A 14,492-nucleotide genomic window follows, 5' to 3' on the forward strand; every position below is an offset into this window, starting at 1 on the left:
GGATCAGGAGTACTTTCTTGGACTTCAGCCGGATCGGGAGGTATCGGAGATATCACCGCTATCGGAGATGTGACGAGCGGAGATGCCTTCACCTCAAGCGGCATCCAAGGAACCAGCTTGTATTTCTACGATGTTGATGGGAGGGGTCAACTGACCAGCGCTGATCTTTCCGCTGTCCGCACCTGGACTTTGCCAAATGAAACCGGCACCATCTGTACCACCGGCAGTGTCTGTTCTGGCTACCAAGCCTCTCTCGGCTACACGGCTGCCAACGCCGCTCTCTCCAACCTCGCCTCCGTCGCCATCAATACGAGCCTCGTCTCCGACACCGACAATACCGATGACCTTGGTTCCGCTGCGATTGCTTGGAAGGATGTATATACCCGCACTATCAAATTTGATGGAAGCACTTCTGGTACCATCACCCTCAATGCAACCGCTATCGCCGGTACCAATACCATTACGCTCCCAGCGAGTACGGGAACCGTCGCCCTCACCAGTGACCTTCATAACGCTGTCACCCTTTCCGGATCCTATGACTACATCACCCTTTCCGGTCAAGACATTGTTCGCGGACAAGTTGACCTCACAACCGATGTGACGGGGACACTGCCAGTAGGGAATGGAGGAACGGGCGCGACCACTCTCAACAATCTCATCACCCTCGGGACGCACACCACCGGAAACTACGTCGCCTCCGCAACCGCAAGCGGTGGTCTCGCTCTGACCGGCACCGAAGGCGGGAGTCTCGGCATTCTCCTCCAACCTTCAACGGATGCGCTTTCAAGTACCACGAGCTCCGGCTCTGGTATGGAACTCCTCGCAACCGGACTCACCCTCCTTCAAGGATGTACCAGTGGGGAAGTACTTGCTTGGAACGAAGCAACCGATGTCTGGGAATGTGCGAGCGTCAGTGGTATTGGTGGTGCCAACGCCGCTCTCTCCAACCTCGCCTCCGTCGCCATCAATACGAGCCTCGTCTCCGACACCGACAATACCGATGACCTTGGTTCCGCTGCGATTGCTTGGAAGGATGTATATACCCGCACTATCAAATTTGATGGAAGCACTTCTGGTACCATCACCCTCAATGCAACCGCTATCGCCGGTACCAATACCATTACGCTCCCAGCGAGTACGGGAACCGTCGCGCTCACCAGTGACCTTCATAACGCTGTCACCCTTTCCGGATCCTATGACTACATCACCCTTTCCGGTCAAGACATTGTTCGCGGACAAGTTGACCTCACAACCGATGTGACGGGGACACTGCCAGTAGGGAATGGAGGAACGGGCGCGACCACTCTCAACAATCTCATCACCCTCGGGACGCACACCACCGGAAACTACGTCGCCTCCGCAACCGCAAGCGGTGGTCTCGCTCTGACCGGCACCGAAGGCGGGAGTCTCGGCATTCTCCTCCAACCTTCAACGGATGCGCTTTCAAGTACCACGAGCTCCGGCTCTGGTATGGAACTCCTCGCAACCGGACTCACCCTCCTTCAAGGATGTACCAGTGGGGAAGTACTTGCTTGGAACGAAGCAACCGATGTCTGGGAATGTGCGAGCGTCAGTGGTATTGGTGGTGCCAACGCCGCTCTCTCCAACCTCGCCTCCGTCGCCATCAATACGAGCCTCGTCTCCGACACCGACAATACCGATGACCTTGGTTCCGCTGCGATTGCTTGGAAGGATGTATATACCCGCACTATCAAATTTGATGGAAGCACTTCTGGTACCATCACCCTCAATGCAACCGCTATCGCCGGTACCAATACCATTACGCTCCCAGCGAGTACGGGAACCGTCGCCCTCACCAGTGACCTTCATAACGCTGTCACCCTTTCCGGATCCTATGACTACATCACCCTTTCCGGTCAAGACATTGTTCGCGGACAAGTTGACCTCACAACCGATGTGACGGGGACACTGCCAGTAGGGAATGGAGGAACGGGCGCGACCACTCTCAACAATCTCATCACCCTCGGGACGCACACCACCGGAAACTACGTCGCCTCCGCAACCGCAAGCGGTGGTCTCGCTCTGACCGGCACCGAAGGCGGGAGTCTCGGCATTCTTCTCCAGCCTTCAACGGATGCGCTTTCAAGTACCACGAGCTCCGGCTCTGGTATGGAACTCCTCGCAACCGGACTCACCCTCCTTCAAGGATGTACCAGTGGGGAAGTACTTGCTTGGAACGAAGCAACCGATGTCTGGGAATGTGCGAGCGTCAGTGGTATTGGTGGTGCCAACGCCGCTCTCTCCAACCTCGCCTCCGTCGCCATCAATACGAGCCTCGTCTCCGACACCGACAATACCGATGACCTCGGTTCCGCTGCGATTGCTTGGAAGGATGTATATACCCGCACTATCAAATTTGATGGAAGCACTTCTGGTACCATCACCCTCAATGCAACCGCTATCGCCGGTACCAATACCATTACGCTCCCAGCGAGTACGGGAACCGTCGCCCTCACCAGTGACCTTCATAACGCTGTCACCCTTTCCGGATCCTATGACTACATCACCCTTTCCGGTCAAGACATTGTTCGCGGACAAGTTGACCTCACAACCGATGTGACGGGGACACTGCCAGTAGGGAATGGAGGAACGGGCGCGACCACTCTCAACAATCTCATCACCCTCGGGACGCACACCACCGGAAACTACGTCGCCTCCGCAACCGCAAGCGGTGGTCTCGCTCTGACCGGCACCGAAGGCGGGAGTCTCGGCATTCTTCTCCAGCCTTCAACGGATGCGCTTTCAAGTACCACGAGCTCCGGCTCTGGTATGGAACTCCTCGCAACCGGACTCACCCTCCTTCAAGGATGTACCAGTGGGGAAGTACTTGCTTGGAACGAAGCAACCGATGTCTGGGAATGTGCGAGCGTCAGTGGTATTGGTGGTGCCAACGCCGCTCTCTCCAACCTCGCCTCCGTCGCCATCAATACGAGCCTCGTCTCCGACACCGACAATACCGATGACCTCGGTTCCGCTGCGATTGCTTGGAAGGATGTATATACCCGCACTATCAAATTTGATGGAAGCACTTCTGGTACCATCACCCTCAATGCAACCGCTATCGCCGGTACCAATACCATTACGCTCCCAGCGAGTACGGGAACCGTCGCCCTCACCAGTGACCTTCATAACGCTGTCACCCTTTCCGGATCCTATGACTACATCACCCTTTCCGGTCAAGACATTGTTCGCGGACAAGTTGACCTCACAACCGATGTGACGGGGACACTGCCAGTAGGGAATGGAGGAACGGGCGCGACCACTCTCAACAATCTCATCACCCTCGGGACGCACACCACCGGAAACTACGTCGCCTCCGCAACCGCAAGCGGTGGTCTCGCTCTGACCGGCACCGAAGGCGGGAGTCTCGGCATTCTTCTCCAGCCTTCAACGGATGCGCTTTCAAGTACCACGAGCTCCGGCTCTGGTATGGAACTCCTCGCAACCGGACTCACCCTCCTTCAAGGATGTACCAGTGGGGAAGTACTTGCTTGGAACGAAGCAACCGATGTCTGGGAATGTGCGAGCGTCAGTGGTATTGGTGGTGCCAACGCCGCTCTCTCCAACCTCGCCTCCGTCGCCATCAATACGAGCCTCGTCTCCGACACCGACAATACCGATGACCTCGGTTCCGCTGCGATTGCTTGGAAGGATGTATATACCCGCACTATCAAATTTGATGGAAGCACTTCTGGTACCATCACCCTCAATGCAACCGCTATCGCCGGTACCAATACCATTACGCTCCCAGCGAGTACGGGAACCGTCGCCCTCACCAGTGACCTTCATAACGCTGTCACCCTTTCCGGATCCTATGACTACATCACCCTTTCCGGTCAAGACATTGTTCGCGGACAAGTTGACCTCACAACCGATGTGACGGGGACACTGCCAGTAGGGAATGGAGGAACGGGCGCGACCACTCTCAACAATCTCATCACCCTCGGGACGCACACCACCGGAAACTACGTCGCCTCCGCAACCGCAAGCGGTGGTCTCGCTCTGACCGGCACCGAAGGCGGGAGTCTCGGCATTCTTCTCCAGCCTTCAACGGATGCGCTTTCAAGTACCACGAGCTCCGGCTCTGGTATGGAACTCCTCGCAACCGGACTCACCCTCCTTCAAGGATGTACCAGTGGGGAAGTACTTGCTTGGAACGAAGCAACCGATGTCTGGGAATGTGCGAGCGTCAGTGGTATTGGTGGTGCCAACGCCGCTCTCTCCAACCTCGCCTCCGTCGCCATCAATACGAGCCTCGTCTCCGACACCGACAATACCGATGACCTCGGTTCCGCTGCGATTGCTTGGAAGGATGTATATACCCGCACTATCAAATTTGATGGAAGCACTTCTGGTACCATCACCCTCAATGCAACCGCTATCGCCGGTACCAATACCATTACGCTCCCAGCGAGTACGGGAACCGTCGCCCTCACCAGTGACCTTCATAACGCTGTCACCCTTTCCGGATCCTATGACTACATCACCCTTTCCGGTCAAGACATTGTTCGCGGACAAGTTGACCTCACAACCGATGTGACGGGGACACTGCCAGTAGGGAATGGAGGAACGGGCGCGACCACTCTCAACAATCTCATCACCCTCGGGACGCACACCACCGGAAACTACGTCGCCTCCGCAACCGCAAGCGGTGGTCTCGCTCTGACCGGCACCGAAGGCGGGAGTCTCGGCATTCTTCTCCAGCCTTCAACGGATGCGCTTTCAAGTACCACGAGCTCCGGCTCTGGTATGGAACTCCTCGCAACCGGACTCACCCTCCTTCAAGGATGTACCAGTGGGGAAGTACTTGCTTGGAACGAAGCAACCGATGTCTGGGAATGTGCGAGCGTCAGTGGTATTGGTGGTGCCAACGCCGCTCTCTCCAACCTCGCCTCCGTCGCCATCAATACGAGCCTCGTCTCCGACACCGACAATACCGATGACCTCGGTTCCGCTGCGATTGCTTGGAAGGATGTATATACCCGCACTATCAAATTTGATGGAAGCACTTCTGGTACCATCACCCTCAATGCAACCGCTATCGCCGGTACCAATACCATTACGCTCCCAGCGAGTACGGGAACCGTCGCCCTCACCAGTGACCTTCATAACGCTGTCACCCTTTCCGGATCCTATGACTACATCACCCTTTCCGGTCAAGACATTGTTCGCGGACAAGTTGACCTCACAACCGATGTGACGGGGACACTGCCAGTAGGGAATGGAGGAACGGGCGCGACCACTCTCAACAATCTCATCACCCTCGGGACGCACACCACCGGAAACTACGTCGCCTCCGCAACCGCAAGCGGTGGTCTCGCTCTGACCGGCACCGAAGGCGGGAGTCTCGGCATTCTTCTCCAGCCTTCAACGGATGCGCTTTCAAGTACCACGAGCTCCGGCTCTGGTATGGAACTCCTCGCAACCGGACTCACCCTCCTTCAAGGATGTACCAGTGGGGAAGTACTTGCTTGGAACGAAGCAACCGATGTCTGGGAATGTGCGAGCGTCAGTGGTATTGGTGGTGCCAACGCCGCTCTCTCCAACCTCGCCTCCGTCGCCATCAATACGAGCCTCGTCTCCGACACCGACAATACCGATGACCTCGGTTCCGCTGCGATTGCTTGGAAGGATGTATATACCCGCACTATCAAATTTGATGGAAGCACTTCTGGTACCATCACCCTCAATGCAACCGCTATCGCCGGTACCAATACCATTACGCTCCCAGCGAGTACGGGAACCGTCGCCCTCACCAGTGACCTTCATAACGCTGTCACCCTTTCCGGATCCTATGACTACATCACCCTTTCCGGTCAAGACATTGTTCGCGGACAAGTTGACCTCACAACCGATGTGACGGGGACACTGCCAGTAGGGAATGGAGGAACGGGGGTGGCGACTTTCGGCGGGACCAATACGCTCCTCTATACTACTTCTGCCAATACACTCGCTTCTCTGGCAACGGCGAATAGCTCCATACTTGTCACCAATGGTTCAGGTGTCCCTTCACTCGCAACAGATATCCCGACCGCCGTCACTATCGGTGGCGCCTATGTCTATCGAGTGGGTGGGACAGATGTATCCGTCGCCGATGGGGGAACAGGTTTGAGTTCATATACCGCTGGCGACATTCTCTATGCCTCTGGAACAACGACACTTGCGGGACTGAGTGATGTCGCTACTGGAAATGTTCTCCTTTCTGGCGGGATAGGCTCCTCACCGAGTTGGGGCAAGGTGGCACTTGGGACACATACGACCGGAGACTATATCGCCTCAGCAACCGCGAGTGGCGGACTCGTAATGACGGGAACGGCTGGCGGGAGTCTCGGCATTCTTCTCCAGCCTTCAACGGATGCGCTTTCAAGTACCACGAGCTCCGGCTCTGGTATGGAACTCCTCGCAACCGGACTCACCCTCCTTCAAGGATGTACCAGTGGGGAAGTACTTGCTTGGAACGAAGCAACCGATGTCTGGGAATGTGCGAGCGTCAGTGGTATTGGTGGTGCCAACGCCGCTCTCTCCAACCTCGCCTCCGTCGCCATCAATACGAGCCTCGTCTCCGACACCGACAATACCGATGACCTCGGTTCCGCTGCGATTGCTTGGAAGGATGTATATACCCGCACTATCAAATTTGATGGAAGCACTTCTGGTACCATCACCCTCAATGCAACCGCTATCGCCGGTACCAATACCATTACGCTCCCAGCGAGTACGGGAACCGTTGCCCTTATTGATGGAGGACAGACGTTTACCTCTGCTACTTGGAATGGCACTGCAATTGGCTCCATCTATGGAGGCACTGGACTCAATACCTCTGCCTCTACTGGTGTTCCTACTATTAGTAGTGGTACCTGGAGTGTGGCGAGTTCGCTTGGAGTGGCACTTGGAGGAACGGGCACGACCACTCAATTCACCCAAGGCTCTATCGTTTTTGCCGGTGCAAGCGGTGTGTATACACAAGACAATGCCAATTTCTTCTGGGATAATACGAATAAGAGATTGGGGATTGGGGACGCTACTCCCGACAGTGCTCTTGATATTTTGGCAGCCGATGCATCAAATACCTATCTCACTATCGGCAACACCAATGCCGGAAGTTACAATGCAGGTATTCGCTTTGAGCTCACCGAGAACAGCGCTCTCTATTCTCTCGGTGTTGATGATACGGATTCTGATAAATTCAAAATATATGCTGGTTCAGACTTCAGTGGCACAAGTCAATTTTCCATAGATACGACTGGTGTTACCACCATCAGTCAGCTTCAGGTTGGCGCACAGAAATTTGAAACCGATGGCGGAGTGCTCTCCTGGGTGGATATGGATGTGACGAGTAGCGCGACGGACAACACGGTGGAGAGTTATAGCGCGCAGGTTGATGGGCAGAATCTCCTGACGATCTATGCCCTCTCTGATGGGGCGGGGAGTATTGACAACAAGAAGGTACAAATTGGTTTGGGAACCGATACGACACTTCCAGTATTGTTTGGTCTTGATGTAAGGAACACCACCAGTGATCCGAGCGAAGGCTTCGAAGGCGCCATGTACTACAATACCTTCGACAACAAATTCCGCTGTTACCAAAACACTGGTTGGACTGACTGTATTGGTGCAGGCTCTTCCTACACCGCCGGAAACGGTCTCACTCTTTCTTCTACAACATTCAAGCTCGGTGGCACTCTTTCTGAAAACACGACCATTGCTCAGACGACCTATACTTACAATCAGACATTCACCGGGACGACTACAACCGGTCTCACTTATACCGCCAATTCACTTACTACAGGCACAGCACTCAATGTTTCTTCTACTTCAACGGTTGGAGATGGCTCCAAGCTCTTGAATCTCAGCCGTTCGGGTGCTAATAGCACGAGTGGCAAAACGAACTATGGACTCTATTCTGCTATTACGAATACAGGGACAACATCGACAAATATCGCCGGATATTTCAGTGCAACTGGAGCGACAACAAACTTTGGTTTGCAAGTAGCTGCGCTTACGGGGGCAACATCGACGGGCGTTGATATTGGCAATCTTTCTGGATCTACGGCGAACAAGGGAATAAATATCGGAACGATTTCTGGTACCGGTACTGGCGCTGGAGTGACCGTCGGAAATATCTCAAGTACTGGTGCAAATAATTACGGCATTAACCTCGGAACATTGACCGGAGGAACGGCATCAAATTCGCAGATTACCGCTGGTGTCGTAACGGCAGTAGCGAGCGCAACGAACTATGGCATCAATCTCGGCGGTATAACGGGTACAGCCGCATCCTCTACGAACTACGGTGTATTTGTCGGGACGATGAGTGCAACAGGGACAGCGACATACGGCGCAAAGATTACGGGTCCGACCGGAGCGGCGACATCCAATTACGGTGTCAATATAACGGATGTCTCAGGAGCGACGCATAATGCCAACTTGGTACTCGGTACCGTCGCGACGACGGCAGGGAGCTGGTCACTGTATTCATCGAGTACGAATCAATCGTATTTTGCGGGCAATGTTGGTATTGGTACGGCGACGCCTGTCACTGGACTCGAGCTCTATAGCTCTGCGGCGAGTGATCGAATTTTCACGATTACTTCCAACACAACAACAAATGATCCTCTTATAAAATTCCGCACGGCAGCTACCTCTCTCGCAGTGAAGTTCTCCATCGGTGTCGATACTTCCGATAGCGATACCTTCAAGATTGACTCCAATGACGGTCTCAGTACCTCGCCGGACTTCAAGATTGACTCGACTGGTGTGACAACTATTGCCAATGCCCGTCTCGGTGCGCAGAGTTTACCGGAGGATGGAGGTATTCTCTCTTGGCTTGATATGTCGGTGACCAGTTCATCGGTATCGGGAACAGTGGAAAGCTATAGTGCACAGATTGATAGCAACCCGGTTCTTACGGTGTATGCGGAAAGTGATGGATCGGGTGGTATTCAGAATCAAGGAGTTGGTATTGGCACCACGACGCCAGCATATATGCTTGACGTGCTTGCTTCTGGCACCGGTGTTATTGCTCGATTTAACAGCAATAATAGTACGGGCTGTACGCTTGCGACCGGAGGTACGATAAGCTGTTCCTCTGATAGTCGATTGAAGAAGAATATTCATTCAACAACATTGGGACTTGAGACGCTTCTTGCTCTTCGGCCAGTGGAATACAATTGGAATTATCAATCTGATGGCGATATGAAGAGCTTCGGGTTTATTGCGCAGGAAGTTGGCGCACTTATTCCTGAACTCGTGAGAACGGATGATAGCGGATATCTCCAGCTGAACACTATTGGTCTCGTCCCTATTTTGGCAAAGGCTCTTCAGGAAGAGAACACCAAAGTGACGACACTCGGCGCGAATGTCAGTGCGACCTCTCTCAAAACCACCGCAAATGCAACAACGCTTGCGAGTTTGCAGTCATCAGTGGACGAGCAATTGACAGTTGTATCTGAAACGGAGAATGGTTTCGAAGTTCGTCTCGCGAGCCTTGAAGAAAAGGCGATAGATACAACAGCGCTTTCGATCAAGGTGACAGATCTCGAATCCGCTGTGTCACTCCTACAAAGTTCGAACCAAGTGCTGCTCGATTTCTACAATTCATTGTCACTCGGCAATGTCCTGGTCAAGAATGCAGATGGCAATCTCGATCTTTCAAATGGAAAGATTCGCGCGAAGGAGCTCTCGACGGGTGCGCTCGCTATCGAGATTGTGGATGAAGAGGCGCCGACAATCGGCTCAGCAACACTTTTCCCGAAAGCGGTTGACAAGAAGGGAGAAAAGGATGCTGACGGCAATGATATTGCCGATGGATTTGATGATGTGTCAGGAGATTCTATGGAAGATCCGGATGTCTTGGCACGCAATGGGAAGCAGATAATCGTCAAAACAAAAGCGGTCAGTGTTGGATCGCGCATCTTCCTTACGCCCAAGCAGGCAATTGCCGAGCCACTTGCAGTCACTGATATTTCAGAAGGGGAGGGATTCACTGTTGAAATGAAAAATGAAACCTCTGAAGAAATCCCATTTGACTGGATCGTCGTGGAAGAGAAGTAAGGGAGAGAGGGAACAGCTTATAGGTGTTAGCTTATAGTTTTTAGGGAAAAGCGAGTATGGCGGTTTCTTCTGCAATGCAAAGAGCGGTGGTTTCGGTACCCTTGAACATTTCGGAAGGATGATGTTGCAGGATTCGAAAAGATTTTCTTCAATTTCTTCGTATCGCCTATGGATCCGGAGCGGAGCTTGAGACACAACTCGAAATTTCATTTCGTTTGAATCTAATCGAAAAAGGGGAATACCAAAAAACGGCTTCTCTTCTTGGAGAAGTTATGAAAATGCTCAATTCTATGATTTCCAAACTGAGCAAAAAGTAGCCCGAAACCAGCTTTTAGCTTCTCGGTTTTAGCTTAGAGTTTCCTGTATCTCCTAAAAGCTAACAGCTATAAACTCTTGTTCCTACAACCCCGCCCCCTGCACCTGCCAATAGAAGTTTGAACACGTTGTATCCCGACACCCACACTTCCATCCACCACCTTGGATACTGCAGGTCATCCCGACAAAGTAGGCAGGGTCTATGGCACTTGCAGTCGAGATATCGGTATCGGTAATGGAAGCGGTGATACTTCCTTGGCACCATTCTCCATTGAGGGCACCGGTACAGGTGCCGGTAAACTGATGCCAGTCAGCAATACCGGGGTCATAGTAGTAGCCTTTGGTATACACGATCCTCGTCGAGTCACCGGTTTGTCCGAGAGTCGCTTGAATGGTATGGGAATCGGATGATGAGCAACTCGCATTGATGAGATTTGTGCTTGTTTGGAAGGCGTCGTATGGAGCTCCGTAACCGTTGTAGGCGGATTGGGAGAAGTTGGTAGTGGTGACAGTGTTGCAGGGGGAGAAGGTGTCGGTTCCGCCTTGGGTGAGTGGCGTATTCATATCGGTTTGAATTTCCGTCTGCGTCAATGCTTTGTTGTAGATGCGGACATCGTCCACACTCCCGTTAAAAGCGCCGCTCGTGTATTCGGCATTCCCTCCGATTCTTACGGGGAAGTTGTTGGTTGAGAGGGTTTGCGTGAAACTTGCTTGCGCGTCGATGTTTCCGTCCACGTAGAGCTTCTTGGTTGTTCCGTCATACACGATAGCAACATGATGCCACGCGTCGTTTGCGACATTCGCGGTTCCTTGGAGATCATTGGCGCTTGGAGAGAAAGAGTTGAAGTCAAGCGTATTCGTTGACGCATAACGGGTGAGACTCCAGGAAGAATCTCCTTTGGAAACGAGTGCTGCCCAGGCGCTTCCGAAAGAAGCGGTTTTCATCCAGAGGGAGACGGTGAAATTGTTGGTGAAATCGAAGTCGGATTCATTGGGGATGCTTACGTAGGAATTGGCATTTCCGGAGAAAGAGATGCCACTTCCGGTTTTGCCAGAAGACCACGTGGCATTGGAGAGCGTGCCGGTATGATTGTGTCCGGAGATATCGGAAGAGGTGGTGCCGGTTCCTTCATCGAAGTTGAGTCCGAGGAGGAGGTTTTGGGAGATGGGGGGCGGAGTGGTGACGGTGAGTACGAGAGTGGCCGTTCCGGTACCCGCCGCGTTGGTGGCGCGAATGGTGATATTAGTCGTACCGGTTGTAGAAGGAGTGCCGGAGATAACGCCGGTATTCGTATTGACGGACGCCCATGCGGGGAGTCCGGTTGCATTGTAGGAAGTCGGTGTGTTGCTTGCCGTGATTTGGTAGGAAAAGGCGGAACCGGTGGTAGCCGAAGCGGTGAGGGGGCTCGTGATAACGGGAGTGGCGAGCGGTTGGGTCTTTGCGCTTACCACATTGGTCCAACCAGAGACATTCCCTGCCGCGTCACTCGCGCGGACACGATAGCTGTAGTCGGTATTCGGGGAGAGTCCGGTATTATTCACAAATGGTGAGGTAGCGGGAGTACCGACCGTAGCAAACGAAGCGTCGGGACAGGCGGCGGGGAGACCGGTACAACGCTGGACCGTATAGCCGGTTACGCCGACATCGTCCGTGGCGGCGGTCCAGGTGACGGTAATAGAAGTAGAATTGGTGGCGTTCGCGGCGACACTCGTGCCAGTGGGCCATGCGGGAGGAGTGGTATCGCTCCCTCCAGGGGTATTTGAAATAACCACATTATCATAGTAGACACTATACGGAGACCCTCCATAAAACTGGTTCCATCCTCCAAGGCAGATATAGTCAAAATAGAGGGAATTGCTATTGTCTCGGTTGGTAATACCCGTCAATCCAATAACCTTGACATTGTCGTACCAGACCTCATAAATAGCGTTTGTCTGACTGTTGTCGTTATACTTCATATGGAGTTCCCATGTATGCCAATTACCATCCATGGCATTTATAGGACCAGGCTTGGTTCCGGTAACTGTTCCCCCACAACTGCTTGATCCCGCATAGGTTACAATTGATGCTGTGTCGCGAGTAGTTCCTGAACAGCCGTAGCTTAGTTGGTCAAATATATTGGTTTGATACGTAGTGGCTGTGGTAGTATTTGCATAGTTAGTTCCATTTCTTATGCCAAATAACTTTAAAAACTTTGTTCCACCAACACAACTTCCTGAACCACAATCAAACTTAAAGTTAAATTTAATATCTAGCTCTTGTGTATTAGCAGGCGCATCCCAATTATGCCAACGATCTCCACAGCTATTTGAATCACAGTTATAGATAATCTTTAGAGCATTTGAACCATCCGGACCAGCTCCAACCGCAATAGAAGATGTCGACCCGGCGCTCCACCCATGATTATTGACTGAATCGGTATAATTGAAATTATCTTGAAAAAGAACGGCCGCCTGAGCGATACTCATATCTGCAAAGAGGAAAAAGCTGAACACGAAAATAAGCCCGCTCTTCTTGAAGGATGGCAAACAAAATCGACGAGAAACAACAGGTTTTTTAATCATAGAATCGCTTTATTTTATCTGAATAACATTCACTTTTATTTTCCCCTATTATACAGTTCCACTACTTCCGTCGCAGAGAGCGTCCGATTATAGAGGCGGACATCATCGATTTTTCCATAAAAACTGTATGAATCATAAGCTTCCCCCATGTTTAACGGTAAGTTATCAGTAATTGGAGTATACGCACTTGCACCACCATTATCAGTTTGTGGCACACCATTAACATACATCACTATGGTGTTTGAGCTATCTTTGTATGTTGCCACAATGTGATACCACTCGTTTGTATTCACAATAGGCTGTGTAGTGGTAAGTTCATCGCGATAGGTTGGTCCGGTACTTGCAAATCCAAAATCCACATCGAGGTTGTCAGATCCCGCATTGTAGAGATAGAGAAAGTAATTATTAGGTTTTCCGAAAATAAGCACGTATTGAGATGATGCTGGAAATGAATCCAAGCTCACCCACGCCGACATAGATATTTCTCCGGTCGTTATGTCGAGACTTGTCGAATCTGCAACATCAATCCCAGTCCCATCAAAACTCAAAGCCTGTCCCAATTTCCCAATCACAGCAGAGGAGGCGGTGAGACCCACGGCATCCCCATGATTCCCTTTGCCGCTCACATCTTTGATCTCGTTACTCGTATCGCCCCAAATCACATCTGGTCCATCAAACGTCCAGTGTCCCACGAGTCCCGTATCAACCGGATCTCCCGGAACGGTGGTCTGATAGAGTCTTTTCACTGCATCTTCGGAGAGGGCTTTGCCATAGAGTCTGACATCGTCAATCTTCCCATCAAAAGGCACGCCCGCATCACTCTCGGCGCCGATACGGAAGGCATTCGCATTGGCGAGAGAATTGATGGCGGCGGTGGAGGTGGTGGTACTTCCATCGAGGCTGCCATCGAGATAGAGATACATCCCTGTGTTGTCATTCCAGACGGCGGCGAAGTGGTGCCAGCCGGTTGCGCTCAAATTGGTTGCACCGGTTGCGGAATAGGTATCGGTCCCGTCGGAAATTTCGAAATTGAGATAGTCATTGCCGGCATTGTTGTCGACCCAGACGACATAGCCCGCATTGGTGGTTTGGTCGGTTTTCTTGGCGACAATGGTGTGATCGGCGGCAAAGGTATCGCGATTGAACCAGCCGACGATAGTGAAGTCCGCGCCATCAACAAAGTCGAGAATGCCGCTTGCGGGATCAGCGATGGAGAGGTATTGTCCGCTTCCGGAGAAATCGAGAGAATAGGCGCCGATTTGCCCCGTAGTCCAACTTGGAGAACCGGTCATGGCGAGTGTATTTCCGTTTCCACTGCTGTCAGTTGCGTTGGTGCCGGAGCCGTCATCGAGTTTCCAGTAGCCCAAGATGCCTTGGGAGAGGCGGTTTTCGATGGGGGCGTTTACGGTTTTGCTCGCTTCGGAGTTGAAGTCGTAGGTAAGTCCCACTGTTCCCGCGACAAAGAGAGCAATGAAGAACCACTGTGTTGCGCGGAGGAGGGAGATACGCATAAGCGAGGTTTTATTTGTAGACAGTAT

4 protein-coding genes are annotated in these 14,492 nt (G+C 52.4%); 2 read left to right on the forward strand and 2 right to left on the reverse strand.

The features are described from left to right. The first annotated feature begins 69 nt into the window (after nucleotides 1-69). Both IPJ67_00290 and IPJ67_00295 read left to right on the forward strand, forming a co-directional pair. Nucleotides 70-10,074 (forward strand): tail fiber domain-containing protein, encoded by a 10,005-nt coding sequence (locus IPJ67_00290; GenBank protein QQR77583.1) that lies wholly within the window; start codon nucleotides 70-72, stop codon nucleotides 10,072-10,074. Between the two features lie 131 nt (nucleotides 10,075-10,205). Continuing rightward, entirely contained in the window at nucleotides 10,206-10,391 is a 186-nt protein-coding gene (locus IPJ67_00295; GenBank protein QQR78016.1) for a four helix bundle protein, read from the forward strand. 82 nt (nucleotides 10,392-10,473) lie between these two features. Here the strand turns inward: IPJ67_00295 and IPJ67_00300 are convergent, their stop codons facing one another. Both IPJ67_00300 and IPJ67_00305 read right to left on the reverse strand, forming a co-directional pair. Then, nucleotides 10,474-12,954, reverse strand: a complete 2,481-nt coding sequence (locus IPJ67_00300; protein ID QQR77584.1) for a fibronectin type III domain-containing protein — start codon at nucleotides 12,952-12,954, stop codon at nucleotides 10,474-10,476. A gap of 35 nt (nucleotides 12,955-12,989) precedes the next feature. After that, the gene (locus tag IPJ67_00305; GenBank protein QQR77585.1) at nucleotides 12,990-14,465 is read right to left on the reverse strand and encodes a LamG domain-containing protein; all 1,476 of its coding nucleotides are present in this window, start codon (nucleotides 14,463-14,465) and stop codon (nucleotides 12,990-12,992) included. Nucleotides 14,466-14,492: the final 27 nt, after the last annotated feature.

The organism is Candidatus Moraniibacteriota bacterium (genome assembly GCA_016699385.1).
Taxonomy (GTDB): Bacteria; Patescibacteriota; Minisyncoccia; order Moranbacterales; family UBA1568.